The sequence below is a fragment of the Aquicoccus porphyridii genome (genome assembly GCF_008369105.1).
GTDB classification, from domain to species: Bacteria; Pseudomonadota; Alphaproteobacteria; order Rhodobacterales; family Rhodobacteraceae; genus Aquicoccus; species Aquicoccus porphyridii.
The window spans coordinates 34,616-58,522 of the sequence record NZ_VINQ01000005.1; the positions used below are offsets into that span (position 1 = coordinate 34,616).

28 protein-coding genes are annotated in these 23,907 nt (G+C 63.7%); 14 read left to right on the forward strand and 14 right to left on the reverse strand.

Features of this window, described 5'->3' with window-relative positions:
• Positions 1-17 precede the first annotated feature (17 nt).
• The 5 genes from FLO80_RS08895 (at position 18) to FLO80_RS08915 (ending at position 5,151) form a co-directional block, all read left to right on the forward strand.
• Positions 18-842 (forward strand): ABC transporter permease, encoded by an 825-nt coding sequence (locus FLO80_RS08895; protein ID WP_111366456.1) that lies wholly within the window; start codon positions 18-20, stop codon positions 840-842.
• 22 nt (positions 843-864) lie between these two features.
• Positions 865-1,899 (forward strand): extracellular solute-binding protein, encoded by a 1,035-nt coding sequence (locus FLO80_RS08900; protein WP_111366320.1) that lies wholly within the window; start codon positions 865-867, stop codon positions 1,897-1,899.
• Positions 1,900-1,979: 80 nt separating this feature from the next.
• Complete coding sequence (locus tag FLO80_RS08905) at positions 1,980-2,747, forward strand: carbon-nitrogen hydrolase family protein (RefSeq protein ID WP_111366318.1); 768 nt, start codon at positions 1,980-1,982, stop codon at positions 2,745-2,747.
• Positions 2,744-3,775 (forward strand): histone deacetylase family protein, encoded by a 1,032-nt coding sequence (locus tag FLO80_RS08910; protein ID WP_111366316.1) that lies wholly within the window; start codon positions 2,744-2,746, stop codon positions 3,773-3,775. The genes FLO80_RS08905 and FLO80_RS08910 overlap by 4 nt, the downstream gene beginning before the upstream one ends.
• 14 nt (positions 3,776-3,789) lie before the next feature.
• The gene (locus tag FLO80_RS08915; protein WP_111366313.1) at positions 3,790-5,151 is read left to right on the forward strand and encodes an aminotransferase class III-fold pyridoxal phosphate-dependent enzyme; all 1,362 of its coding nucleotides are present in this window, start codon (positions 3,790-3,792) and stop codon (positions 5,149-5,151) included.
• Between the two features lie 168 nt (positions 5,152-5,319).
• Here FLO80_RS08915 and FLO80_RS08920 read toward each other — a convergent pair whose 3' ends face one another.
• Complete coding sequence (locus tag FLO80_RS08920) at positions 5,320-7,227, reverse strand: AsmA family protein (RefSeq protein ID WP_111366311.1); 1,908 nt, start codon at positions 7,225-7,227, stop codon at positions 5,320-5,322.
• Between the two features lie 147 nt (positions 7,228-7,374).
• Between FLO80_RS08920 and rimO the strand changes: the two genes are divergently transcribed.
• The 3 genes from rimO (at position 7,375) to FLO80_RS08935 (ending at position 10,352) form a co-directional block, all read left to right on the forward strand.
• Complete coding sequence (gene rimO / locus FLO80_RS08925; protein WP_111366454.1) at positions 7,375-8,757, forward strand: 30S ribosomal protein S12 methylthiotransferase RimO; 1,383 nt, start codon at positions 7,375-7,377, stop codon at positions 8,755-8,757.
• 14 nt (positions 8,758-8,771) lie between these two features.
• Positions 8,772-9,959, forward strand: a complete 1,188-nt coding sequence (locus FLO80_RS08930; protein ID WP_188078249.1) for a PDDEXK-like family protein — start codon at positions 8,772-8,774, stop codon at positions 9,957-9,959.
• Between the two features lie 150 nt (positions 9,960-10,109).
• Positions 10,110-10,352 carry a CDGSH iron-sulfur domain-containing protein gene (locus tag FLO80_RS08935; RefSeq protein ID WP_111366306.1) on the forward strand — a complete coding sequence of 81 codons (243 nt, stop codon included), beginning with the start codon at positions 10,110-10,112 and terminating at the stop codon, positions 10,350-10,352.
• A 159-nt stretch (positions 10,353-10,511) separates the two neighbouring features.
• Here FLO80_RS08935 and FLO80_RS08940 read toward each other — a convergent pair whose 3' ends face one another.
• The 4 genes from FLO80_RS08940 to FLO80_RS08955 all read right to left on the reverse strand — a co-directional run bounded on the left by FLO80_RS08940 (position 10,512) and on the right by FLO80_RS08955 (position 12,199).
• Positions 10,512-10,775 (reverse strand): DUF6455 family protein, encoded by a 264-nt coding sequence (locus tag FLO80_RS08940; RefSeq protein WP_111366303.1) that lies wholly within the window; start codon positions 10,773-10,775, stop codon positions 10,512-10,514.
• Entirely contained in the window at positions 10,772-11,044 is a 273-nt protein-coding gene (locus tag FLO80_RS08945) for a DUF6455 family protein (protein ID WP_111366300.1), read from the reverse strand. Before FLO80_RS08945 ends, FLO80_RS08940 begins: the two co-directional genes overlap by 4 nt.
• 72 nt (positions 11,045-11,116) lie before the next feature.
• Positions 11,117-11,482, reverse strand: coding sequence for a YigZ family protein (locus FLO80_RS08950; RefSeq protein ID WP_111366298.1), 366 nt, complete (start codon positions 11,480-11,482; stop codon positions 11,117-11,119).
• A 12-nt stretch (positions 11,483-11,494) separates the two neighbouring features.
• On the reverse strand, positions 11,495-12,199 hold the full coding sequence (locus tag FLO80_RS08955) for a M48 family metallopeptidase (RefSeq protein WP_111366295.1): 705 nt from the start codon (positions 12,197-12,199) through the stop codon (positions 11,495-11,497).
• 166 nt (positions 12,200-12,365) lie between these two features.
• Here FLO80_RS08955 and FLO80_RS08960 point away from each other — a divergent pair, with 166 nt between their 5' ends.
• Positions 12,366-12,602 (forward strand): DUF8831 family protein, encoded by a 237-nt coding sequence (locus FLO80_RS08960; RefSeq protein ID WP_111366452.1) that lies wholly within the window; start codon positions 12,366-12,368, stop codon positions 12,600-12,602.
• 16 nt (positions 12,603-12,618) lie between these two features.
• Here FLO80_RS08960 and FLO80_RS08965 read toward each other — a convergent pair whose 3' ends face one another.
• Entirely contained in the window at positions 12,619-12,873 is a 255-nt protein-coding gene (locus FLO80_RS08965; protein ID WP_111366292.1) for a DUF167 domain-containing protein, read from the reverse strand.
• 104 nt (positions 12,874-12,977) lie between these two features.
• Here FLO80_RS08965 and FLO80_RS08970 point away from each other — a divergent pair, with 104 nt between their 5' ends.
• From FLO80_RS08970 to FLO80_RS08980, 3 genes are all read left to right on the forward strand, one after another.
• Entirely contained in the window at positions 12,978-14,084 is a 1,107-nt protein-coding gene (locus FLO80_RS08970; protein ID WP_111366289.1) for a class II histone deacetylase, read from the forward strand.
• 73 nt (positions 14,085-14,157) lie between these two features.
• The gene (locus tag FLO80_RS08975; protein WP_111366287.1) at positions 14,158-14,736 is read left to right on the forward strand and encodes a nitroreductase family protein; all 579 of its coding nucleotides are present in this window, start codon (positions 14,158-14,160) and stop codon (positions 14,734-14,736) included.
• A complete protein-coding gene (locus FLO80_RS08980) occupies positions 14,733-15,422 on the forward strand; it encodes an EI24 domain-containing protein (protein ID WP_111366450.1) in 690 nt (229 codons plus the stop codon). The genes FLO80_RS08975 and FLO80_RS08980 overlap by 4 nt, the downstream gene beginning before the upstream one ends.
• Before the next feature lie 11 nt (positions 15,423-15,433).
• Here the strand turns inward: FLO80_RS08980 and FLO80_RS08985 are convergent, their stop codons facing one another.
• Both FLO80_RS08985 and mce read right to left on the reverse strand, forming a co-directional pair.
• Positions 15,434-15,718, reverse strand: a complete 285-nt coding sequence (locus tag FLO80_RS08985) for a DUF1467 family protein (RefSeq protein ID WP_111366284.1) — start codon at positions 15,716-15,718, stop codon at positions 15,434-15,436.
• Positions 15,718-16,122 (reverse strand): methylmalonyl-CoA epimerase, encoded by a 405-nt coding sequence (mce, locus tag FLO80_RS08990; RefSeq protein ID WP_111366281.1) that lies wholly within the window; start codon positions 16,120-16,122, stop codon positions 15,718-15,720. Before mce ends, FLO80_RS08985 begins: the two co-directional genes overlap by 1 nt.
• Before the next feature lie 163 nt (positions 16,123-16,285).
• Here mce and FLO80_RS08995 point away from each other — a divergent pair, with 163 nt between their 5' ends.
• Positions 16,286-17,005: a response regulator gene (locus FLO80_RS08995; RefSeq protein ID WP_111366278.1), complete on the forward strand. Its 720-nt coding sequence runs from the start codon at positions 16,286-16,288 to the stop codon at positions 17,003-17,005.
• A 129-nt stretch (positions 17,006-17,134) separates the two neighbouring features.
• Here the strand turns inward: FLO80_RS08995 and FLO80_RS09000 are convergent, their stop codons facing one another.
• Positions 17,135-18,031 (reverse strand): LysR family transcriptional regulator, encoded by an 897-nt coding sequence (locus FLO80_RS09000; RefSeq protein ID WP_111366276.1) that lies wholly within the window; start codon positions 18,029-18,031, stop codon positions 17,135-17,137.
• Between the two features lie 96 nt (positions 18,032-18,127).
• Between FLO80_RS09000 and FLO80_RS09005 the strand changes: the two genes are divergently transcribed.
• Entirely contained in the window at positions 18,128-18,991 is an 864-nt protein-coding gene (locus tag FLO80_RS09005) for a Rossmann-fold NAD(P)-binding domain-containing protein (RefSeq protein WP_111366274.1), read from the forward strand.
• Here FLO80_RS09005 and FLO80_RS09010 read toward each other — a convergent pair.
• From FLO80_RS09010 to leuC, 5 genes are all read right to left on the reverse strand, one after another.
• A complete protein-coding gene (locus tag FLO80_RS09010) occupies positions 18,965-19,918 on the reverse strand; it encodes an endonuclease/exonuclease/phosphatase family protein (protein WP_342781720.1) in 954 nt (317 codons plus the stop codon). The two genes, FLO80_RS09005 and FLO80_RS09010, sit on opposite strands and share 27 nt — an antisense overlap.
• Positions 19,919-20,025: 107 nt before the next feature.
• Entirely contained in the window at positions 20,026-20,877 is an 852-nt protein-coding gene (locus tag FLO80_RS09015) for a hypothetical protein (protein WP_246156622.1), read from the reverse strand.
• Positions 20,878-21,245: 368 nt separating this feature from the next.
• On the reverse strand, positions 21,246-21,851 hold the full coding sequence (leuD, locus tag FLO80_RS09020; protein WP_111366269.1) for a 3-isopropylmalate dehydratase small subunit: 606 nt from the start codon (positions 21,849-21,851) through the stop codon (positions 21,246-21,248).
• A gap of 14 nt (positions 21,852-21,865) precedes the next feature.
• Positions 21,866-22,459, reverse strand: a complete 594-nt coding sequence (locus tag FLO80_RS09025) for a hypothetical protein (RefSeq protein ID WP_111366266.1) — start codon at positions 22,457-22,459, stop codon at positions 21,866-21,868.
• Positions 22,460-22,488: 29 nt separating this feature from the next.
• The gene (gene leuC / locus FLO80_RS09030; RefSeq protein ID WP_111366263.1) at positions 22,489-23,895 is read right to left on the reverse strand and encodes a 3-isopropylmalate dehydratase large subunit; all 1,407 of its coding nucleotides are present in this window, start codon (positions 23,893-23,895) and stop codon (positions 22,489-22,491) included.
• Positions 23,896-23,907 lie beyond the last annotated feature (12 nt).

Sequence of the window (23,907 nt, forward strand, 5' to 3'; positions counted from 1 at the left end):
CCCGGGGCGCGACGGGCATGACCAGGCGCAAGCGCACCCGCAAACCCGACCTGCGCCGCTTTCCCGGCTTCCTGCCGCTGACCCTCCTGTGCGTATTCCTGCTCTATGCGCCGCTCCTCATCGTCGCGATCTATTCCTTCAACGACAGCCCCTCGATCACGCTCTGGGGCGGCGTGTCGCTGCGCTGGTACGAAGACGTGTTCTGGGGGCCGGAATCCGACAAGTTCAAACAGGCGGCGATCAATTCGCTGGTCATCGCCGTGGCCGCCGCCACCACCGCCACGGTGCTCGCCACCATGGCCGCCACCGCGATGCTGCGCGCCGGATCGTTCCGCGGCAAGGGGGCCAGTTTCGCCCTGATCAACCTGCCGCTGATGGTGCCGGAAATTGTGACCGCCGTTGCCACGCTGATCTTCTTCTCGGCGATCGGCTTTTCCACCGGCATCCTCACCATCCTGATCGCGCATATCGTCTTCTGCATCCCCTTCGCCTACCTGCCCATCGCCGCGCGGATGGAGGGGATCGAGGATGTCTATGAACAGGCCGCGCAGGATCTTTATGCCACCCGGTGGGAGGCATTCCGCCTCATTCTTCTGCCATTGATGACGCCGGGTATCCTCTCGGGCTTCCTCCTGGCCTTCATCATCTCGCTCGATGATTTCATCATCACCAATTTCGTCAAGGGCGCGGGGGTCGAAACCCTTCCCACCGCGATCTTCGGGGCCGTGAAACAGGGCATCAAGCCCAACATCATGGCCATTTCCACGCTGTTGCTGGCCGTGTCGATCCTCTTCGTCACGCTCAGTTACTTCGCCGGCCGCATGGGCCAAAACCGCAAATAAGAAACCAACAGGAGAGACAACCATGAAACCCTTTCTCAGAACCGGCGCCTCGGCGCTCGCCCTCACGCTGATGGCGACGCTGGCACAGGCCGAGGGTAAGCTTTCGATCTATCACTGGTTCGAATACATCCCGCAGGAACTCCTCGACAAGTTCGCCGCCGAATACGATGTCGAGGTCACGATGGACACGTTCGACAGCAACGAGGCCCTGCTCGCCTCGCTCAAGGCCGGGCGGCTCGGGGATTATGACGTGGCCGTGCCGGGCGATTACATGGTCGAGATCATGGCAGGCGAGGGCATGCTCGACACGTTCAGCCGCGACGAGATGCCCAATTTCGACAACATCCTGCCCGAATGGGTGGATGTGAGCTTCGATCCCGGCCGCCAAAGCTCGATCCCCTATCAATGGGGCAGCACGTCCTTCTCGGTGAACCGCGATGTCTATTCCGGTGACATCGACACCACCGACATCATCTTCAACCCGCCCGAAGAGCTTCAGGGCCGGATCAACGTGCTCGACACCGCCGGTGAAACCCTCACCCTCGCCTCGCTGCATCTCGGCATCCCGCAATGCAGCACGGATCGCGACGAACTCAAGGCACTCAACGATCTGGTGCAGGGGGCCAAGCAGCACTGGGCCAGCTTCGGCTCGGACGTGGCCAAGGACGTGCTGGTGTCGGGCGACGCGGCGGCGGGCATGATCTGGAACGGTTTCGGCATGAAGGCCCGCGAGGAAGGCGCCAATATCGAATACGCCTATCCCGAACAGGGCTATATCGTGTGGATGGACAACGTGGTGCTGCTCAAGGACGCGCCGAACCGCGAAAACGCGATCAAGTTCATGAACTTCCTTCTTGAACCCGAGAACGCGGCCGCCGTCACCAACTACGCGCGCTACACCGCCGGGGTCGCCGGGGTCGAACCCTTCCTCGACGCCGAGGTGAAATCCGCGCCCGAGTTGAACCCGCCGGAAGGCGGCAACCCGGTCTTCGTGCAGCCCTGCTCCGAAGAGGTGCAGAAGGTCTATGACACGATCTGGACCAACCTCAAGAAGTGAAGCTTTCGGCACCCCCGTCCCGGGCCTGACCCGGGGCGGGGGGATCGCCGAACCAACCGAAGACACCGGAAGACACGACCATGAAACTGGCGCTTTACCAAGGCCCGCCCATCGAGGGCGACATCGACGCCGGGCTCGCCCGGATCGAAAGGCACCTGTCCGCCGCCGCGATGGCGGGCGCGCGGATGGTCGTCTTCCCCGAACTTTTCCTGCCGGGCTACAACCGCCCGGACCTGCATGAAAGCCTCTCCCAGCCGCTCGGCGGGGACTGGTGCACAAGGCTCGCCGCACTTGCCCGCGCGGCAGGCTGCGGTCTCTGCATCGGCTGGGCCGAACGCGACGGCGATACGGTCTATAACGCCGCCACCGCCTTCGGCCCGGATGGCGAGATGCTGGGCCATTACCGCAAGATCCAGCTTTACGGCCCGATGGAACAGGCCAGCTTCGCCTTCGGCAACGGCTACACCCTCTTCGAGTTCGCGGGCCACAGGATCGCGCTGATGGTCTGTTACGACATCGAATTCGCCCACCACGTCAAGGCGTTGGCCGATCGGGATACAACGCTCATCCTCGTGCCCACCGCCAACCCGGCGGGGTTCGAGCATGTCTCGACCGCGATCATCCCCGGCCATGCCGCGTCGCACGCGCTCACAATCGCCTATGCCAATTTCTGCGGCACTGAACGCGGCCTCGCCTATGGCGGCCACTCGGTGATCGTCGGCCCCGATGCCGTGGCACTGGCCAGCGCGAACACCACCGAAACGCTGATCGTCACCGACATCGCCAAACCCCATGACCCGGCGCTCCTCTCGACCCAATCCGCCGATCACCGCGAGGTCACGTCATGAAGACCGTCTTTTCCGAAACCCACACCCTGCGCGACGCCAAGACCGAGCTTTACGGCGGCGAGCTGGTCTATCCGTTCGAGCGGCCCAGCCGCATGACCTATATCCTCGACCGGCTGAAAGCGGTCGATCCCGGCCCGATCCTGCCGCCCGGCGATCACGGGCTCGCGCCCATCCTGCGCATCCATGACGCGGGCCTCGTCGATTTCCTGCAAACCGCGTGGGATGAATGGCAGGCCGAGGGCTACGAGGGCGAGGCGATCGCCACCTGCTGGCCCGCCCGCCGCATGACCCAGCGCCGCCCCGATCACATCGACGGCAAGCTGGGCTATTATGCGCTGGCCACCGAAACCTCGCTGACCCCCGGCACATGGGACGCGGCCTATGGCAGCGCGCAGGTCGCCCTCACCGCCGCCGATCTCATCCGCGCGGGCGAGCGGTCCGCCTTCGCGCTGTGCCGCCCGCCCGGCCATCACGCAGCCTTCGATATGTATGGCGGCTATTGCTTTCTCAACAACGCCGCCATCGCCGCGCAGCGTTTCCTCGACAATGGCGCCGCCCGCGTCGCCATCCTCGATGTCGATTTCCACCATGGCAACGGCACGCAGGACATCTTCTATGACCGCTCCGACGTGCTCTTCCTGTCGCTGCATGGCGAGCCGGAAAACGCTTTCCCGCATTTCCTCGGCTACGCCGATGAAACCGGCACCGGCGCGGGCGAAGGGTTCACCGTGAACCACCCCATGCCCCCCGGCACGCCATTTTCCGAATGGCGCAGATCGCTCGACGCCGCGCTCGACCGGATCGCGCAATATGCCCCCGATCACCTGATCGTCTCGCTCGGCGTGGACACGTTCGAAACCGACCCGATCAGCTTCTTCAAACTGAAATCCCCCGATTTCACCACCTATGGCGGCGACATCGCCCGCCTTGGCCTGCCCACGCTCTTCGTGATGGAGGGCGGCTATGACATCGCCGAAATCGGGCTCAACACCGTCAACGTGATCGAGGGCTTCCTCGGCGCCGCATAACAGGGAGAGAGAGAATGAACAAACTCACCACCGACGAGATCCTGACCAAGGACGCCCACCTGATCCAGTCCTTCGCCAACCTGCACGCCCTCAAACAGGCCGATGCGCGCACCGCCATCGTCGCCGCCGAGGGCGCCCATGTCACCGACAGCGAAGGCAACCGGCTCATCGACGGGATCGGCGGCCTCTGGTGCGTCAACGTGGGCCATGGGCGGCGCGAGATCATCGACGCCATCACCGAGCAACTCAATACGCTCGACTATTACTCGACCTTCTACAACTTCACCCACCCCGCGGCGGCCGAGCTGGCCGAGAAGGTGGCCAGCCTCGCCCCCGCCCCGCTCAACAACGTCTATTTCGCCAATTCCGGGTCGGTCGCCAATGACACGGCGGTGCGGATGCTGCACCACTACAACAACCTGCGCGGCAAGCCCGAAAAGAAACAGATCCTGTCGCGCATGGGCGCCTATCACGGCTCGACCCACATGGCGATGGCGCTGACCACGCCGGGCTATTCCACCGGCTGGGGCGCGGTCGAGGGGCTCGTGCATCACCTCAAGGCACCGCACAAGTATCGCGAGGCCCCGGGGATGAGCGATGCCGAATTCCTCGCCGTTCTGGAACAGGACATGCTCGATGCGATCCACCGCATCGGCGCCGACAACATCTGCGCCTTCTTCGCCGAACCGATCCAGGGTGCGGGCGGGGTGATCACCGCGCCGCCGGGCTATCACGCCGCGATGCGCCGGATCACCCGCGAACATGACATCATGTATGTCGCCGACGAGGTGGTGACCGCCTGGGGCCGCTTGGGCCACATGTTCGCCTCCGAGGATGTCTATGATTGCGTGCCCGACATCATCACCACGGCCAAGGGGCTGACCTCGGGTTATCAGCCGCTCTCGGCCACGATCATCTCGGATGAAATCTACGACGTGATCTCCGGGCCGGACGCGATGTTCCTGCACGGGATGACCTATTCCGGCCACCCCGCCGCCGCCGCCGCCGCGCTCGCCAATATCGAGATCCTCGAATCCGAAGGTATCCCGGCGCGCGTCCAGACCACCGGCAAGCTTTTCGAGGGGCTGTTGCGCGGGCTCGAAGACATGGACATGGTCGGCGAAGTGCGCGGCTCGCATTTCATGATGGGGATCGAATTCGTCAGGAACAAGGACACCCGCGAAGAGTTTCCCGCCGACGCCAATGTCGGCGGCCTCGTCGCCAAGGAGGCGCAGAAACGCGGCCTCATCGCCCGCGCGCTGGGCAATATCCTGATCCTCTCGCCCACGCTGATCATGGACGATGCGCTGATCCGCGAGATCGCGGCGACCTTGCGCGAAAGCATCGCCAAGGTCTCGGCCGATCTGGGCATCTGAGGGCAGGCCCTGCCCCGATCATTGCGCCTGCCCGTGCCGGCGCAATGAGTATTTTTTCCAAGAAAGAGACAGGGGATCGGTCGAAACCCTCACCCCCTGTTCTTTCTTGGCCCAAATACTCAATTCCGGCCTGTCCCCCTGCACGGCGCCCGACTCGTGCCGGGCGGCTCATTCAAGCAGGCGCATCAGCCCCCGCCTGATCTCGTCCTCGGCCTTGCGCTTGAGCGCGTCCTCGACCTTCTCGCCCTCCTGCACCTCGACATCGAGCTGCTTTTGAAGCTCTTCCTTCACCCGCTCCTCGGCCTTGCGTTCAAGTTCCTCTTTCTCTTCGGCAAGGTTGAGATCGACCGCGGCGGCCATGTCGGGCGTGATCCTCGGATCGCTCCACGGCCCCTTGATGCGCACCGGAATGGCAAGCCCCCGCCCGCCCCGCGCCGCAAGCGCAACCGGCGTGAAGAGATAGTCGATATCGCGCGCCCCGAGCCCGATGCGGCCCTCGCCCGTCGCCTCGATCCCCGGCAGCACCAGCCTGAGGTCGTCATTGCGCATGTCGCCGTTCTCCATGGCGAAACTGGCGCCCAGCTCGTCGAAAATGGTGGTTCCGCCCGTGCCATCACCCGAGCGCATCAGCCGGTCAAGATCGAACCCGGCAATGACGCCGCGCCCCATGCCGACCCGCCCCTCGCCGCTGAGACTCTTCATGATGGCATCGACCGACTGCCCCACGCCAAGGAAACTGACCCGTCCGTCGGCCTCGCCCGAGAGCCGCGTCACCCCGGCCAGGTCCGACAGCAAGTCGCTCATCTCGACCCCGTCCATCGACAGGGTGCCCCCGACCGACAGGCCCGAACGGTTGTTCATCACGAAATCGCCGCCGAAATCGCCGCCATAGCCCTGCAACCTGTTGAGCGAAAAGACCGCGCGCGAGCGGTCGATGTTCAGCGTCACGTCGCTTTCGCCGAACGCCACCGTGCCGAGATCGACGCTCTCGGCGGTCAGCCGGATCTGCCCATCGAGCGCACCGAGCCCGCTCGCGTCGATCGGCGCGCGCGACCATCCCTCGGCGCCGCCGCCGTCATCCTCGCCCCCGGCAAGCCCGGCCAGGTCGAGCGCCCCGGCGTAAAGCCGTGCCTTCACTTGCGTCCTGCCATCGAGCGTCACATCCACATCGCCCGTGATCGCGTTGCCATCGAGCCGCAGCGCCATCTCGCGCAGCGACAGCGCCCGCCCGTCGCTGAGCACCACGAGGCTCTCGCCCCGGATCGCCCGGCCAAGGCCCTCGGGCGGATCACCCGCCCCCTGCCCCAGCGCCGCCAGCATCGCCCCGGTGCGCGGCAGGTCGAGCGTCAGCCGCCCCTCGGCATCGCCGCTCGCATTCGCCCGCCCCTCGAAACCGACCGTGCCGTCGCCGGCGCGCAGCGCGGCCTCGATCGGCACCACCTCGCCCTGCAGGAAGGGCAGGAACTGCCCCACCCACCCGGCCAGGTGCAACCGCTCACCACCATCCTCGATCCGCAATCCAAGGTCGATCTCGGCCCGCCCGCCGAGATCGGGCGCCAGCAGAGTCGCATCGACGCTCTCGAACCCCTGCCGCGAGCCGTCGGAGTGATCGACATAGCGCAGCCGCCCCCCCGTCACCTCGATCCGGTCGAGCGAAACCGCCAGTTGCCGCCCGCCCGGACCCGCGCTTTCGCCTTCGATCTCCCAGTTCCCGGTGCCGTCGCTGCTCCGCTCCAGAAGGATGTCGGGCGACACAAGCTCGATCGCCCGGATCTTCACCTGCCCACGCCAGAGCGCCGCCGTCCCGACCCCCACGCTCAGCCCCTCGGCCCGCAGCATCACCGGCTCGTCCGACCATTCGGCATTGGCGATGGTCACCGGGCCGGTCTGCACGCCGAGCACCGGGTAAAAGGACAGCTCGACCCCGCCCTCGACGCTCACATCGCGCCCGGTCGCCGTGCGGATCTGGTCCACCACCACCTGCGCGATCTTCTCGCCCGGCAACAGCAGAAGCCCGACCAGAAGCAACAGCGCCGCCACCACGAGCGCCCCGATAATCCTGAAAATCCAGCGCATCACACAATCCTCGCACCCCGGCACCGCAGCCAGCGCGGCGCTTGTACCAAAGGATTATCCCGCAATGCGCGGGAGGCAACAACCCGCCAATCCTTCGGCCACGATCCGCCGATGGACGCGGGCCCCGGCGCGCGCTATACGCGCGCCATGACAAACCCGCCCGACCTGCGCCCCGACCTTTCCCGCGCCCACCTCACCGAGGCCCGCCGCCCCGGACAGCCCACCATCGGCATGGTGTCCCTCGGCTGCCCCAAGGCACTGGTGGATTCCGAACGCATCCTCACAAGGCTGCGCGCCGAAGGCTATGGCATCTCGCCCGACTACACCGGCGCCGACGCGGTGATCGTCAACACCTGCGGCTTCCTCGATTCGGCCAAGGCCGAGAGCCTCGATGCCATCGGCGAGGCGCTGCGCGAAAACGGCCGCGTCATCGTCACCGGCTGCATGGGCGCCGATCCCGACCATATCCGCGATCATCACCCGCGCATCCTCGCCGTCACCGGGCCGCATCAATATGAACAGGTGCTCGACGCGGTGCATGCCGCCGTGCCGCCCGCGCCCGACCCGTTCATCGACCTCATGCCGGCGGCGGGCGTGAAACTCACGCCCCGCCATTACAGCTATCTCAAGATTTCCGAGGGCTGCAATCATCACTGCAAGTTCTGCATCATCCCCGCGATGCGCGGCCGCCTTTCATCGCGCCCGCATCGCGCGGTGCTGCGCGAGGCCGAAAAGCTGGTGGAAAGCGGCGTGAAGGAACTCCTCGTGATCAGCCAGGACACCTCCGCCTATGGCGTCGACTGGCCGCGCGCAGATCGCCCCCAGGGCGAACAGCCGATCACCGCGCTCGCCCGCGACCTCGGGTGCCTCGGCGCCGGACAGGATCTCTGGGTCCGGCTCCACTATGTCTATCCCTACCCGCATGTGCGCGAATTGATCCCGCTCATGGCCGACGGGCTCATCCTGCCCTATCTCGACATCCCGTTTCAGCACGCGCATCCCGACACGTTGAAACGCATGGCCCGGCCCGCCCACGCCGAACGCACCCTCGACCGGATCGCCGAATGGCGCGGCCTCTGCCCCGACATCACCCTGCGCTCGACCTTCATCGTGGGCTACCCCGGCGAGACCGAGGACGAGTTCCAGACCCTGCTCGACTGGATGGACGAGGCGCAACTGGATCGCGTCGGCTGCTTCCAATACGAGAATGTCGAAGGCGCCGCCTCGAACGCGCTGCCCGGCCATGTGCCCGACGAGGTGAAACAGGACCGCTGGGATCGCTTCATGGCCAAGGCCCAGGCGATTTCCGAGGCCAAGCTGGCGGCCAAAGTGGGCCAGCACATGGATGTCATCATCGACGATATCGACGAGGACGGCATCGCCACCTGCCGCACCAAGGCGGATGCCCCCGAGATCGACGGCAACCTCTTCATCGACGAGGCGACCCAGGGGCTTGAGATCGGCCAGATCGTTCGTGTTGAAGTCGATGAGGCGGGGGAGTATGATTTGTGGGGGAAACGAACCGCATAGGAAAAAGAAAGATCTTGAAAGAATTAACCGATCTAGCGCTAAGCGCTGATTTTCGAGAACTCGCCAACGCACAAGACATATATTGCCCCTTCGAATCCCTACGCATCAGTCGGGTTGAAATCCGGCACAGCAACTTCCTTGCCAATATTCTGAATCCGCTCGCCAACCATGGCTTTGGTGAATGCGTCCTACGCAACCTCCTGGACAAATTGCTGACGGCATCGGGCGATCATGCCTTGAGGTTGGAACTCGCGCTTTCTGACTTGGGACGCATCGAAGTATTTCGAGAGTTCCACAACATGGATGTCACCATCCATCTACCCGATCTTACACCCTCACTGGTTTGCATCATTGAACTCAAGGTCGATGCTCATGAACACAGTGGTCAGTTGCAACGATATGCAGAGAATGCAGCGAACCTATGGCCCAACGCGAGCCGGCGGTTCTATCTCGTATCTCCCACCGGCATGGATGCAAGCCATGATGACTGGAACACACTGAGTTTCTCGGAAATCGTCGCAGCTCTCAAAGCCGCATATGCCGAGCCAGTTGGCAGCCCGCTCGCAAAAAGCATGCTTAGGGCCTACATAGATCTTCTGAGGAGATTGTTCGTGCCTGATGAAAAAATGGAAGAACTCGCGCGAAAACTCTGGCAAAAACACGGCCAGACGCTGGAATACCTGATTGACCAACGGCCAAGCCCAATGCGCGACATAAGCCAAGCCGTTCAATCTGAAGAAAGTATCGCCGGAATAATCGAGGGCATCAGTCAAAGAACCGGCATCGAAATCGCCAAGGACAGCAGTTCGAACACCTACCTGCGATTCTATATACCCGCGTGGGAACAGGACCCCGATATGCCTTTCGGGGATTTCACGGCATCAAAAAGCCTGCTTGTTATCGAGGCCGAGTTCTACGGTGAAAGAATTCACGTGCGTTTCAATCTGGGCCGGGGAGATACCAGCCATCGCGAATCCCTATATGAGCGGCTTAAGGCCTCGAAAGAGGTCGATATGGGAAACAACAAGAAACTCACTCCCCAATGGACCCGGCTTGCCTCTCACACAATTCGCCGCATCAAGAACATTGAGGAACTGCCTCAGGAAGATCAGGATAAACTGGTCGAAACAGCGCGGTCAGGTATCGTGGATTTTGTGGCAAGATATCTGCCGGCCTACGACCAGGCCATCATGGCGTTGTGAAGAACCCGAAGTGCTGTCCTTTCGCCAATGCTCTGCCACCAGTGCTCTTGTTCGTCCATTTCCCCAACACCTCTTCTACCCACCCCCATTGACCTCCCCCACACCCGTTGCGACCATCACCCCAGTCACAAGCCAGGGAGGCCCGAGCCAATGACCGATACCCCCGAGATCGCCCAGAAAGCCCCCTTCCCCGTCGAGGTCGAAGAGGGCAGGACCTATTTCTGGTGTGCCTGTGGCAAGTCCTCGAAACAGCCCTTCTGCGACGGCTCGCACAAAGGCAGCGATTTCGCCCCGGTAAAATATACCGCCGAGGCGTCGAGGAAACTGTTCTTCTGCGGCTGCAAGCACTCGTCGAAACGGCCGCTCTGCGACGGGACGCATTCGAAACTGTGACCCGGCGCACGCTGCGTTAACGCCGAACCGTTACATTCGCAACGATATTTCACGGCAGCCGGGTGGCAGCCGGGCGGTGCGCGCATGTCACCCCCCGCAAATCGCACCGCACGGTGGCGTTAACCCCGGTGAAGAAATCGTTGATGTCCGTGGGTCGGGCTACTGCAGTCTTTCCAGGATTTCCCGGTGGGCGCAGGCATCGAGCGGCTTGCCATGCTGCAACGCCCCATGGCCCAGCCACGCCGTGCAACGCGCCACATGCGGGCAGGACTGGCAGCGCGCCACCATCGCCGCATAGTCCTCGGCGCTCAGCAAACCCCGCGCCATCGCCGCGCTCAGATCGACCCCCATGGCACGTGCGACCGACCGGGTCAGCCAGAAGTGAAGCTCGGGGTCGCCGAGATGTAACGCCTTGTCTTTCATATATTTTCCGCCATGATCTGATCGGCGAGAAGAATCCGGAACCGCTCTCGGTTGCGGCAATATTCGGGCAATTCGCCCGGTCCACCCTGCTCCGGCATCTGCGCGCAAACCTCTGCCCCGGTGCAGCCACGGCAGCGCGTCACAATCCCTGCCCAATCCGCCTGGTCCAGGTCGCCGCGCGCCATTGCTCCGATAAGGTCAACACCCTGTTTCTGCGCCATTTTCTGAACCAGCCAGAAATGCCGCCGGGGTTCGCCAAGGGGTTTCATGGTCAAGGCTCCTTTCGGACCGTTGCGTTGCCCCTGTCTAGCGCCCCGCTCCCAACCCGTCCTTGACACGGATCAACCCGCCCCGGACACCCCCGCATCGAGATAGGCCCGCACGCAATCCTGCACCCGGCGAAACCGGTCTCCGCCCAGTTTTGTGCCGCCATACCAGCGGGTTACGACGATCACATGATCGCTCAACCCTTCACGCTCCAGCATCCGCAGGATCACCATCCCGGCCCCGCTCTCGCCGTCATCGCCCTTGATCGGAGTGCCGTCCGACAGGATCACCGCCCAGCTGTTATGGGTCGCCTTGGCATATTTGCGCACCCGTTTGAGCGTCTTGAGAAACCCGTCCACCTCCGCGCGCGACCGCGCCACGCCGCCCGAAACCGCGTATTTCGACCCCCGGTCACTGACGACATTCTCAAGCTGAATCATGATCTTGCACCGTCACAGGCGCGAATTGACCCGGCGCACCGTCTCGATCCGCGCGGCGTTGGGCGGATGTGTGCCGAGAAAGCGATTGCCGGGATCGGGGATGCGGGTAAAGAATGCGGCCCCCCGAACCGGATCATACCCCGCCGTCCGCGCGATCACCGTGCCCAACGCGTCGGCCTCGAGCTCGAATTCCTTGGAATAGCTGCGCGCGCCCACCGCCGCACCCAGGTCCTGCGCGCTGCGCACCCCGCTGGCATCCGCCCCGGTCAGCACGGCAAGCCCCGCAAAGATCACCGCGCCCGCCGCCGCGTTCTGCTGCTGGCGCGGCAGGTGCCCGGCGATGTGATGCGCCGCCTCGTGGCTCATCACAAAGGCCATCTCGTCCGCGTTGCGCGCATCCGCGATCAACGCCAGCGTAAAGGCCAGAACCGGCCGGCCCGTCTTGTCCACCGTCTGAAAGGCGTTGGGCGGCTGGCCCGGCCGGTCATCGACCACGATCAGGAAATCGCAATTTGCCCGCGGCAGACGCGCCCGGCATTCGCGCTCGGCCACCGGCTCCACTGTCTCGACCACGTCAACGAATTGCCGCGCCGCCCTTTGCGCCGAAAGCCGCGCTTCGGCCCCCGCGGCGGGCTGTGTCGCCGGCGCCTGTGGCGGCGCCGGGGCCACGCACCCCGCAAGCCCGACAATCAGAATGAGACTGGCCAGAATTCGCATCGCTCAACCCTTATTGATATCCGTGGAAAATAGCATCTATCCGGCCCCGCTCCAGCCCCTCTCACGCGTGCGTGATCCCGAATTTCTTACCTCGGCGCTCCATTGTCTCCACGCGGCCGGAAAACTCAAGGCTTGCACCCGGGCATCGGCGGAATATTGTGTTCTCATGTTTTCCATCGAACATGAATTCGACTCGACCATCGTCACCCTCGTCGACCAGGGGCCCGCGCCCCTGCAAGAGGACGTGATCGTCAACGCCTTTGCCGAATGCGTTACGGTCGAACAATACGACCCGCGCACCGACAGCACCTACAAGATCACCCTCTCGATGCAGCAGCTACGCGATCTCGGCGCGGCGCTCAACCTGCCCGAAGGGGTCTATACGCTTCCTCCCAGGAAGTGATGCGCGCGGCCCGGGCTCAATCAATGCGGAAAAGCTTGTCACGCGCCGCCTGACCGCGCAGCAGGACAAGCCGCGATTTTGCCACACCCAACGCCTTGGCCAGCATCTTCTGCACGGCGGCATTGGCCTTGCCGCCCTCTGGGGCCACGGTGACATAGGCCCGGATCACCCCCGCGTCATGGGTGATCCGGTTGCGCGAAGCCTTCGGCGTGACCCGCACGGCGATTTCGGCGCCCGGACGGGCCAGGTGGGAAAGGTCGGGATCGGCCATGCACCCGGTTTAGGCGGACACCCCCGGCCGATCAACACCGCGTCGAGGTTGCAATTTCTCGCCACCCAAGCCCAAATCCCCCAAAGGATTCGGAAGGGACAGATATGACAACCGGCTTTTTCTGGGATGAGAAATGTTTCTGGCACGGCGGCGGGGCCTATGCGCTCACCCTGCCCGTGGGCGATTTCGTGCAGCCCCTGGTCGCAGGCGGGCTGCCCGAACACCCCGAAACCAAGCGCCGCCTCAAGAACCTGATGGAGGTCACGGGCATCGTGAACGAGCTTGCGATGCAATCCGCCCCGCAGGCCACATGGGGCGATCTGGCGCGTGTGCATCCCGAAAGCTTCCTCACGAAGTTCAAGGAAACCTCCGATGCGGGCGGCGGTGAGCTGGGCCTGCGCACCCCGTTCCTCAAGGGTGGGTTCGAAATTGCCGCGCTCTCGGCGGGCCTTGCCAAGGAGGCGCTGCGCCAGGTGCTCGACGGCGATCTCGACAATGCCTACGCGCTCTCGCGCCCGCCGGGGCATCACTGCCTGCCCGACTGGCCCAACGGCTTTTGCCTGCTCAACAACATCGCCATCGCGATCGAGGCCGCCATCGCCGCCGGTCAGGCCACCCGCTTTGCCGTGCTTGACTGGGACGTGCATCACGGCAACGGCACCGAGGCGATTTTCTATGACCGCGACGACGTGCTGACGATCTCGGTGCACGAGGAATACAACTACCCCACCGACACCGGCGATATCACCGATCGTGGCACCGGCGCGGGGACGGGTTACAACATGAACATCCCCCTGCCGCCCGGCGCAGGCCACAACACCTATCTCGAAGTGATGGATCGCCTCGTCCTGCCCAAGCTCGAGGCCTACCAGCCCGAGGTGATCATCGTCGCCTGCGGTTTTGACGCCTCGACCTTCGATCCCATCGCCCACATGCTGTGCACACAGGAAACCTACCGCGCCATGACCGCGCGGGTCAGGGAACTGGCCGAGCGCGTCTGCGACGGCAAGCTGGTGATGGTCCACGAAGGCGGCTATTCCGAGGCTTATGTGCCGTTCTGCGGCCACGCGGTGATCGAGGAACTGTCCGGCTCGGCCCATGCCGCGCCCGATCCGTTGGCGGCCACCGTTCTCAAACGCCAACCCAACGCCCGACAACAGGCGTTCTTCTCCGACCTGATCTCGGATTTCGAAAGTGAACTGATGGGCTGACGCCCCCGACACCCGGCCAAGCCCACCCCCACCGCCAGGCCCGGCATGCAGACAGACATGAAAGGACCCTCCCATGCCTGCCCCCAACCCGGCCGCGCTCGACTTCCTGCTGACCCGCCGCTCGCGCCCGGCGAAAACCCTCACCGGTCCCGCACCCACGCGCGACGAGATGACGCCATTGCTCACCGCCGCCGCGCGCAGCCCCGACCATGGCAAGCTCGAACCGTGGCGCTTCATCGTGATCGAGCGCCCTGCCATGGCGCGGCTCGCCGATCTGGCCGAAACCCGCGCCCGTGCCGAGGGGCAGTCGGACGAAGATGTCGCCAAAGCCCGGCAACAATTCGACCAGGGGCACCTTGCCGTCGCCGTGATCGAGATCCGCAAACCCTCGCCCAAGGTGCCTGCCATCGAGCAAAGCCATTCGGCGGGCGCGGTCTGCCTGGCCTTGCTCAACGCGGCCCTGGCGGCAGGTTGGGGGGCGAACTGGCTCACCGGCTTTGCCGCCCATGACCGCGGGTTCTGCCATGCCGGTCTCGGGCTTGGTGAAAACGAAAGCGTCGCGGGCTTCATCCATATCGCGACGGAAACCAGCGCCCCGCCCGAGCGCCCGCGCCCCGACATCAAGGCAATCACCACATGGCTTTCGGACTGATCCTGTCAAGCTTTGGCCGCGCGCTCGCGCAGATCGGCGACCGCCGATTTCGCCGGGTTCTGCTGATCGGTATCGCGCTGACGCTCGCGCTGCTCATCGCGGCCTATGCGGGGCTCTTGTGGCTGGTGGAACTGACCGTCGGCCCCGATGGCTATTTCGACGTGCTGGGCCGGGTCGAATGGCTCGACGACCTGCTGTCATGGTCATCGCTGATCTTCATGCTCGTGCTGTCGGTCTTTCTCATGGTGCCGGTGGCCTCGGCCATCACCTCGATGTTCCTCGACGAGGTGGCACAGGCGGTCGAGGATCGGCATTACGCCCACCTGCCTCCTGTGCCCGGCCTCTCCTTTTACGAGGAATTGCGCGACACGATCAATTTCCTCGGCCTTCTGATCGGTGCGAACCTCCTGGCCTTCGTGCTCTACGCGATGTTTCCACCCGCCGCGGTCTTCATCTTCTGGGGGCTCAACGGTTATCTGCTCGGACGCGAATATTTTCAACTTGCCGCCATGCGCCACCTGGGCCGCGAAGGGGCACAGGCCCTGCGCAAACGCCATCGCGCGACGGTCTGGGCGGCGGGCGTGCTGATGGCCATGCCGCTCAGCCTGCCACTGGTCAATCTCTTCATCCCGATCCTTGGCGCGGCCACCTTCACCCATATCTTTCACGGGCTGAAAGACCGATGATCCGGCACGAATCACTCGACCTGCGAAGGCGGCCCCATCCGATCGAACCAGTCCAGATCGCGCACGGTGATCGTGCCGGTAATGATGATACCCGCGATGATCGCCCACAGCACGAATGCCACGAACGTGGTGATGATCGCCTTGCCCTTCAAATGATGCTCATGCGGCGCACCCGCCTGGGTGCCACGCACGATCTGGCCCACGTCCCCTTGGGTCTTGAGCCGGATCGGGATGATCACCAGCAAAGTCAGAAACCACAGAACCGCGTAAAGCACGAGCGCCGATGTGACACCCATCAGACCTGCTCCAGCTCGACCAGCGTGCCCTGGAAATCCTTGGGATGCAGGAACAGCACCGGCTTGCCATGGGCGCCGATCTTGGGTTCGCCATCGCCCAGCACCCGCGCGCCCGACGCCTTCAGATGATCCCGCGCGGCGATGATATCCTCGACCTCGTAACAGACATGGTGAATACCACCCGACGGGTTCTTGTCGAGAAACCCCTGGATGGGCGAGTTTTCACCCAGGGGATACAGCAGCTCGATCTTGGTGTTGGGCAATTCGATGAAGATCACCGTCACCCCGTGGTCAGGCTCGTCCTGCGGTGCACCCACCTTGGCGCCCAGCGCGCTGGCGTATTGCGCGGCGGCGGCATCGAGGTCGGGAACGGCAATGGCGACGTGATTCAAACGACCGATCATCGGGCAGTCTCCTTGCTGGGGGCGGCGGGGCCGGTTTGACAGATCTTATGGGCGTGGTGGCCCCGTCGTGCAAGCACCTTGCGGATTTTGTCGCAGCTTTAACCTTGCGTTAGGCAAGACCGCGCCATGCTCGACCCATCCCCGCTGCCAAAGGAGACCCGACATGGATGACATCGACCGCTTCGCGCTGCACCGCCACTTGCCCACCTCCACCCGGCCATTGCTCGGCCTCACCATCCTCGTGATCGAGGACAGCCGCTTTGCCTGCGAGGCGATGCGCCTTTTGTGCCTGCGCTCGGGCGCCCGGATTCGGCGCGCCGATTGCCTGGCCTCCGCCCGCCGCCACCTTCAGGTCTATCGCCCCTCGGTCATCATCGTCGATCTGGGCCTGCCCGACGGGTCCGGGCTCGACCTCATCGAAGAGCTCGACCGCCTCACGCCCCGCATCGGTATCATCCTCGCGACCAGCGGCGATGACGGGGCAGAGGCCCAGGCCATGGCCGCCGGGGCAGACGGCTTCCTGGCCAAGCCGGTAACACGGATCGCCAACTTTCAGTCGATGATCCTCGCCCGGATGCCCGCCGACCGGCAACCCGTCGGCCCCCGCCTCCTGACCGAGGACGAGGTGCGGCCCGACGCCCTCGCCTATCGCGACGATATGGCCCACGCCGCCGACCTTCTGGGCGAGGATCAGGACGAACGCACGCTCGATTACGTGGCACAGTTCATCGGCGGCGTGGCGCACAGCGCCGAGGACAATCAACTGGAACGGGCGGCCGTCGCGCTGGCCGAAACCCGCCGCCTCGGCGCCCCGACCCGCGCCGATACCGCGCGCCTGGCCGGCCTGGTTCAGACCCGGCTCGGCGAACGCATCGCGATGTAGCGCTCGGTCATCAACTGCGGCCTCGTGCGGGGCGTACCGGTGAAACCCGGTCGCACCCCCACGCTCTGCGAAATCAACGTCGAGGCGTCCCGCCGGGATCATTCGGCCCGTTGCCACGCATACGGACCGTCAGGTAAGCATCGGCGCCAGCCCCGCAGCCAGCCGATCCCAGACATGGCGCAAGCGCGGCACTTGCCGCAATTGCCGGTGCGCGGCCAACCAGACAGGCAGGCCGGGAATGGCGATCCCGATGTCGATCTCCTCGACCGCCGGATCGGCCTGCCCGATATGGCGCTGGCCAAAACCGATGCCGCACCCGGCGCGCAGCAATTCCCAATAGGTCACCTGGTTGTCACAGCGTGTCGCGAACATGCTGCGGGTCAGGTCAAAGCCCGCCGCCGCCATGCCCCGCAATATCAACTCGCTACGGTCATACCCCACCAGATCATGCCGCAGCAGCGCCTCGGGCGTATCCGGCCGCCCGCGCCGTTCCAGATAGCTGCGCGCCGCGAATATTCCGATCTCCAATTCGCCCAGCCGACGCGCCACCACGTCAAGCTGATCGGGCCGATACATCCGCACCGCGATATCGGCCTCACGAAACAACAGGTTTTCAGCACGATCCGACGGCACAAGCTCGATCTCGATTTCCGGTCGCTCGGCCCGGACATCCGCGATGATCGGCGGCAGGATGTGATGCGCCACCATCTCCGACGCGGTGATGCGCACCACTCCGGCCATCCCCGCATCATGCCCCGCCGCATAAAGCGCCACATCGCGCATCGCCGCCCGCATCGCCCGCGCATACGGCAAAAGAGCCGCCCCGTCCCCCGTAAGGTCAAGCCCCCGCGGCTGGCGCTTGAAAAGGGCCAGGCCCGTGCGTTCCTCCACCTCCCGGATCTGGCGCCCCAGCGTCGGTTGGCTCACCCCCAGCACCCGGGCCGCCCCGCTGAGCGAGCCCGCTTCGGCCACCGCCAAAAAGGCTTGCATCAGTGACCAGTCGATATCCAGAACGGACTTATCCATTCAATGATGAATATCACATGGTCAGATTCTGGCAATTCCCATTCACCAAAGGATAGATAAATTCCCCCCGAACCACGCAATCACAGGAGATGCACAATGCCGGGAACAGCTCTCATCCTCGGCGGCTCGGGTCGCTTCGGACGCCATGCCACAGGCGCCTTTCAGGCCGCTGGCTGGACCACCCGCCAGTTCAACCGCAAGACCGACGATCTCGACCGTGCCGCCCAAGGCGTCGATGTGATCGTCGCCGCCTGGAACCCGAGCTATGAACATTGGGCCGACACGGTTCCCACCCTCCATGCCCGCATCCGCAAGGCCGCGCTGGCCAATGATGCCACGGTGATCCTTCCGGGCAATGTCTATGTCTTCGGCCCCGACACCCCCGCGCCCTGGGGGGCCGACACGCCCCACCGTGCCGAAAACCCGCTGGGGCGCATACGTCGCGACATGGAAACCGCCTATCGCCGCGACGGCGTGCGCACGATCCTGCTGCGCGCGGGCGATTTCATCGACACGACCGCGTCGGGCAACTGGCTCGACCGGATGATGCTGCCCACGGTGCCCAAGGGCGCGCTCACATATCCCGGGCGCACCGACATTCCCCACGCCTGGGCCTATCTTCCCGATCTCACCCGCGCCGCCGTGGCACTGGCCGAAAAGCGCGCCACCCTCACCCGGTTCGAGGATGTGCCGTTCCCCGGATATACCCTCACGGGCGATGAGATGGCCGCGATCCTTACACGGGTCCGCCGGCGCGAGATCCGCGTAAAGCCGATGAAATGGTGGCCGCTGCGCCTTGCCCAGCCCGTCATGCCCGTGGTCAAGCACCTCTTCGAAATGCGTTATCTCTGGGACACTCCGCACAGCCTCGAGGGCGGCAAATTCGCGACCCTCCTGCCCGATTTCACCGCCACCCCGCCCGAGACCGCCTTTTCAGAACTCCAGATCGACCCAGACTAGCCGGTGACGGCTCGCCCGCTGCGCCAGATCGTGACCGTCCTCCCCCGGCGCGGGCCAGAACACCCCCGCGCCGCGCAGCCGGAAATCCGCCGAGGGCAACACGTAATCGACCCGCAGGTTGCCCGGATCGGGCCCCGGCCAGTCCACCGTGTCCAGCGCCGGATTGCCCTCGTGCTCCGGGTCGGCCTCGGCCGGCGCACCGGGGCTTTTCGGCAACGGGTCCTGCAACCGCGCATCGCCCAAAAGCCCCCGGATCGCCACCTTGATCCCGTCTCCATCGACCGGGTCGAGATTGGCATCGCCAAGGATGATGAACCGCCCCTCGGTCGCCTGGCCGAAATCGCCATTCATCCAGTGCCGCCACAGCATGATCTCGTCATGATTGCGCCTGCCGTTGCGATCCTCGGGCCCGTCGAAAACCGACGGCGTCGCGTGGAATGCCGCCAGTGTCACCCGCCCCTCCGGCGTCTCGACCGGCAGGACCCAATGGGCGACCGAGGACAGCCTCTGCACCGCCTTCGCCTCGTCCGAGGGATAGGGCCGCCCCCCCACCTCGGGATAAATTGCCCAAGGCTGCGCGCCCCAGATCAGCCCGCTCAGGTCCGTCACCTCGCCAATGGGCCAGCGTGACAGCACCGCCATCCCACCTTCGCCCGCGAAACGGCCAAAGCCTTGCGCATCGCCCGGGCCGCCCCGGCGCCCGTCTCCGTCAAGGTCGAGATCGGTTGCCATCCCGCTGTTGGGCCGCTTGGTGAACGCATGGTCGAACCGATGCCCGGCCGCCGCAATCCGCGCGTTCAGCGCCCCGAGGGCGCGGGCCTCGAAATCAAAGTCGATATCCAGAAGGAGCAGAATGTCCGGCCGCACCCGCGCGATGACCTCTGCCACCGCCTCGGACTGATCGTTCCCTTTCAGGATGTCACGCAACAAAAGCCCCGGCCCCTTGCGCGACAGGTCCGCATGGTAGGTCGCAACCCGAAACGTATCCGCCGCGACCCCCGAGGCAACCAGCCAAAACCCGACGATCCACCCGATCAGGCGGTGCGCATCCGCTTTTCCTCGGCTTCTGCCTGCGCCTTTGCATAGGCGCGGGCACGCTTTTCCTCGATCAGGTCGGCCACGCGACTCATCGCGATGCCGCGCATGATCATGCATGCAGGAAGAAAGGCCCATGCGCTCATCGTCCAGATCAGGGTTTGCGGACTCTCCAACGTGATCGGATCAATCAGGCTGGCCGCCGCCTTGATAATCGCCGGGATCAAGAATGGCAGCAAAATCCCTAACACAATGTTAAGACCGGCATCGCGTTTGAGCCGGTGCAGCACGTCTCCGCCCCCGGTGGGGTCGAACATCGGCAGGTTGACCCAGACATTGAACGCCCCCCGGCGCGTGGGCCAGCCGAACAGGCGCACAAGACTCACGAAGATGAACAGCATCAGGATCGACATCATGTAGGAAACCCCCGCCGCCGTCCTCACCAACGACACCACCGATGCGTCGGCCCCGGTCGGAAGCATCAGCACCACCAACCGCACGGGCGAATAAGGAAAGTCTATCGCGTTGCCCAGATGCGTGCCCAACCGGGTGGCCAACAGCCCGAAATCCGTGGGCACCGTCGCGCTGGCGCAGATCAGCGAGAGGAGAAGAACCGTCAGGAACAGCGCGCCGAACCGCAGCCGATTGAAGGGCGACGCGAAACGGAACTCGATCATGCTGGGATATTCGCTGAAATACTCGACGAAGGTCATCAGGAAGGCGAGAATGGCCACGAGGACGACAATCTGCGTCGTATCCGAGCTGACATCGCGCAAGATGAGCGACGGCATCGAGATCGTCAATGCCATAAGCGCCGCGCGCAAGAGCGCACTTGTCACTCGGGATATCACTGCCCCATTCCCTTCAAACTGGCCGGAGCCGGTACGATGCCGGGCTCTTGTTCCAACTTGACCCCGCTTTGTGTCGCGAGTTGCCTTATTCTTGCCCAATTTTTGCCTTCTTTCGCATGGCGGCTCAAGACATGCTTAAAGTCACTTGAATAATCAGGCAATTTGAAGGTGCGAGTGGTGCGGGAATGCATCAATTTTAGTGCAAAAAAAAGGCACAAGGCCGGCGACATACAAGATATGGTAGATGCGGCGATCCACCCTACCAGATGCCTCTGCTCTGACCTCAACACGTTTTACCTCGGTTGATTGGGCAGAAACAAAAGACCGCCCAAATGGTGGGCGGCCTTTTCGATTCTACTTAAGCGGGTTCAGACCCAGGGACGCTCGGCGGCGGCACGGGCCTCGAACGTGTCGATTGCCGCGGCCTTTTCCAGGGTCAGGCCGATATCGTCCAACCCGTTGATCAGGCAATGCTTGCGATGCGGGTCAACCTCGAAGCCGAACACCTCGCCATCCGAAGTGGTGACCGTCTGCGCCTCGAGGTCGATCTCCATCCGCGCATTCGCCCCCTTCTCGGCATCCGACATCAGAACATCGACCTGTTCCTGCGGCAAAGCGATCGGCAGAATGCCGTTCTTGAAGCAGTTGTTATAGAAGATGTCCGCGAAACTGGTCGAGATGACGGCCTTGATCCCGAAATCCGCCAACGCCCAGGGCGCATGCTCGCGCGACGAGCCACAACCGAAATTGTCCCCCGTCACAAGGATCTGGGCCCCGCGATAGGCGGGCTTGTTGAGCACGAAATCGGGGGTCTCGTTGCCCTCCCGGTCATAGCGCATCTCGTCAAAGAGGTTCACGCCAAGACCCGACCGCTTGATCGTCTTGAGGAACTGCTTGGGGATGATCATGTCGGTGTCGATATTGACCAACGGCAAGGGCGCCGCGATCCCGCTCAGTTTTTCAAATTTTTCCATCGTTTTTTCCACTTTCAATGAGGAGCAGCATTGTGGAGAGCTTCGGCCAACTCTTGTAGCCTATCCACAATATGCACGAACCTATTCTGTCTCTTCAACCACGAGCCCGCTGAAGACATCTTGGCTAGTCCAACAGCCTTTAGCGCGGCACGTTTTGATGCGGGACTGTCATGTGCGGCGAAGTTTCTTAATGCAGACAAACGATCAAGACTCTGATGGTATCTGTTTTCTTTGACTGTTTCTAACAACCAATGTCCTTCGGGAACGTACTTTCGAACTTCTCTGATAAGTCCTGAACGCCCCCTGAAATCGAAATAGCCTTCACCCGATATCAGATACTCGCAAACCTCCACGTTCATCTTTCTGGGAAAGCCAATCCCCTTGTGCTCTGAAAACGCGACTGGGTTAGTATTTAGCGTGGCAATCAAGCAGTTAAGCATCAGGTCTTCGAAGTCTCGATACAACCTGATGATGCCGTACTCGTAAGCCCAAGTAACGTCTGTGTCTGTAGTGCTCCGTGCGCTTTCAAGCCTAGAAACAAACTGCAAAAGGTTTCCGGTGTTTTCCGAAAACCGATTAGCAGCCAATCTGACGCTCTTCGTGCGCATGAACTCACCTTTCCTTCTTTATCGCAAGTCTATGTCATCTCCCGCACGTCGGTCAGGTGCCCCGTGACCGCCGCCGCCGCGGCCATCGCCGGGCTCATCAGGTGGGTGCGGCCCTTGTAACCCTGCCGCCCCTCGAAATTGCGGTTCGAGGTCGAGGCACAGCGTTCCCCGGGGGCCAGTTGGTCGGGGTTCATGGCAAGGCACATGGAGCACCCCGCCAGCCGCCATTCGAACCCGGCCTCGCGAAAGATATCGGCAAGCCCCTCTTCCTCGGCCTGCGCCCGCACGAGCCCCGAGCCGGGCACGACCATGGCGCGCATGCCCTCCTTGACCTTCTTGCCCTTGAGGATCTCGGCCGCGGCGCGCAAATCCTCGATCCGGCCGTTGGTGCAGGAACCGATGAACACCGTGTCGATCTCGATATCGGTCAGCTTCTGCCCCGGGGCGAGCCCCATGTAATCGAGCGCGCGGCGCGCCGCCTCGACCTTGCCACCCGAAAAGCTCTCGGGCGTCGGCACGGTTTCCGTGATCGGCAACACATCCTCGGGGCTGGTGCCCCATGTGACCACCGGCGCGATCTCCTCGCCCTTGATGGTCACGACCTTGTCCCAATGGGCGTCATCGTCGGAATAAAGCGTCTTCCACCATTCCATCGCCTGTTCCCATTGCCCGCCCTTGGGCGCATGTGGGCGGCCCTTGATATATTGATACGTCGTCTCATCCGGCGCGATCAGCCCGGCCCGCGCCCCGCCCTCGATCGCCATGTTGCAGACGGTCATGCGGCCTTCCATGCTCAGATCGCGAATGGCTTCGCCGCAATATTCGATCACGTAACCCGTGCCCCCGGCGGTGCCCGTCGCACCGATCACCGAAAGGGTAATGTCCTTGGCGGTGACACCGGGGCGCAGCTTGCCGGTGATCTCGACCTTCATGTTCTTGCCCTTGCGCTGGATCAGCGTCTGGGTCGCCAGAACGTGTTCCACCTCGCTGGTGCCGATCCCGTGGGCCAGCGCCCCGAAGGCACCATGCGTCGCCGTGTGGGAATCGCCACACACCACGGTCATCCCCGGCAGGGTCCAGCCCTGTTCCGGCCCGACGATATGCACGATGCCCTGCCGCACATCATCCACCGGGTAATAGTGGATGCCGAAATCCTTGGCGTTCTTGTCGAGCGCGGCAACCTGGATGCGGCTGTCCTCGGTCATCGCCTCGGGGTTTTCACGACCTTCGGTCGTCGGCACGTTGTGGTCCGGCACCGCGATCGTCTTGTCGGGCGCGCGCACAAATCGGCCCGCCATGCGCAGCCCTTCAAAGGCTTGCGGGCTGGTCACCTCGTGCACGAGGTGGCGGTCGATATAAAGAAGGCAGGTGCCATCCTCGGCCTCGTGGGCCAGGTGGGCGTCCCAGATCTTGTCATAGAGTGTCTTGGCGGACATCGGTCCTCTCCG

Coding starts and splice junctions, on each gene's coding strand:
- FLO80_RS08960 (WP_111366452.1), top strand. CDS start 12,366: ATGTTTTCCATCGAACATGAATTCGACTCGACCATCGTCACCCTCGTC.
- FLO80_RS08895 (WP_111366456.1), top strand. CDS start 18: ATGACCAGGCGCAAGCGCACCCGCAAACCCGACCTGCGCCGCTTTCCC.
- rimO (WP_111366454.1), top strand. CDS start 7,375: ATGACAAACCCGCCCGACCTGCGCCCCGACCTTTCCCGCGCCCACCTC.
- FLO80_RS08985 (WP_111366284.1), bottom strand. CDS start 15,718: ATGGGTGTCACATCGGCGCTCGTGCTTTACGCGGTTCTGTGGTTTCTG.
- FLO80_RS08940 (WP_111366303.1), bottom strand. CDS start 10,775: ATGAAAGACAAGGCGTTACATCTCGGCGACCCCGAGCTTCACTTCTGG.
- FLO80_RS08945 (WP_111366300.1), bottom strand. CDS start 11,044: ATGAAACCCCTTGGCGAACCCCGGCGGCATTTCTGGCTGGTTCAGAAA.
- FLO80_RS08910 (WP_111366316.1), top strand. CDS start 2,744: ATGAAGACCGTCTTTTCCGAAACCCACACCCTGCGCGACGCCAAGACC.
- FLO80_RS09005 (WP_111366274.1), top strand. CDS start 18,128: ATGCCGGGAACAGCTCTCATCCTCGGCGGCTCGGGTCGCTTCGGACGC.
- mce (WP_111366281.1), bottom strand. CDS start 16,122: ATGATCGGTCGTTTGAATCACGTCGCCATTGCCGTTCCCGACCTCGAT.
- FLO80_RS08950 (WP_111366298.1), bottom strand. CDS start 11,482: ATGATTCAGCTTGAGAATGTCGTCAGTGACCGGGGGTCGAAATACGCG.
- FLO80_RS08975 (WP_111366287.1), top strand. CDS start 14,158: ATGCCTGCCCCCAACCCGGCCGCGCTCGACTTCCTGCTGACCCGCCGC.
- leuD (WP_111366269.1), bottom strand. CDS start 21,851: ATGGAAAAATTTGAAAAACTGAGCGGGATCGCGGCGCCCTTGCCGTTG.
- FLO80_RS08935 (WP_111366306.1), top strand. CDS start 10,110: ATGACCGATACCCCCGAGATCGCCCAGAAAGCCCCCTTCCCCGTCGAG.
- FLO80_RS08995 (WP_111366278.1), top strand. CDS start 16,286: ATGGATGACATCGACCGCTTCGCGCTGCACCGCCACTTGCCCACCTCC.
- FLO80_RS08955 (WP_111366295.1), bottom strand. CDS start 12,199: ATGCGAATTCTGGCCAGTCTCATTCTGATTGTCGGGCTTGCGGGGTGC.
- FLO80_RS08970 (WP_111366289.1), top strand. CDS start 12,978: ATGACAACCGGCTTTTTCTGGGATGAGAAATGTTTCTGGCACGGCGGC.
- FLO80_RS09025 (WP_111366266.1), bottom strand. CDS start 22,459: ATGCGCACGAAGAGCGTCAGATTGGCTGCTAATCGGTTTTCGGAAAAC.
- FLO80_RS08965 (WP_111366292.1), bottom strand. CDS start 12,873: ATGGCCGATCCCGACCTTTCCCACCTGGCCCGTCCGGGCGCCGAAATC.
- FLO80_RS08905 (WP_111366318.1), top strand. CDS start 1,980: ATGAAACTGGCGCTTTACCAAGGCCCGCCCATCGAGGGCGACATCGAC.
- FLO80_RS08900 (WP_111366320.1), top strand. CDS start 865: ATGAAACCCTTTCTCAGAACCGGCGCCTCGGCGCTCGCCCTCACGCTG.
- leuC (WP_111366263.1), bottom strand. CDS start 23,895: ATGTCCGCCAAGACACTCTATGACAAGATCTGGGACGCCCACCTGGCC.
- FLO80_RS09000 (WP_111366276.1), bottom strand. CDS start 18,031: ATGGATAAGTCCGTTCTGGATATCGACTGGTCACTGATGCAAGCCTTT.
- FLO80_RS08920 (WP_111366311.1), bottom strand. CDS start 7,227: ATGCGCTGGATTTTCAGGATTATCGGGGCGCTCGTGGTGGCGGCGCTG.
- FLO80_RS08915 (WP_111366313.1), top strand. CDS start 3,790: ATGAACAAACTCACCACCGACGAGATCCTGACCAAGGACGCCCACCTG.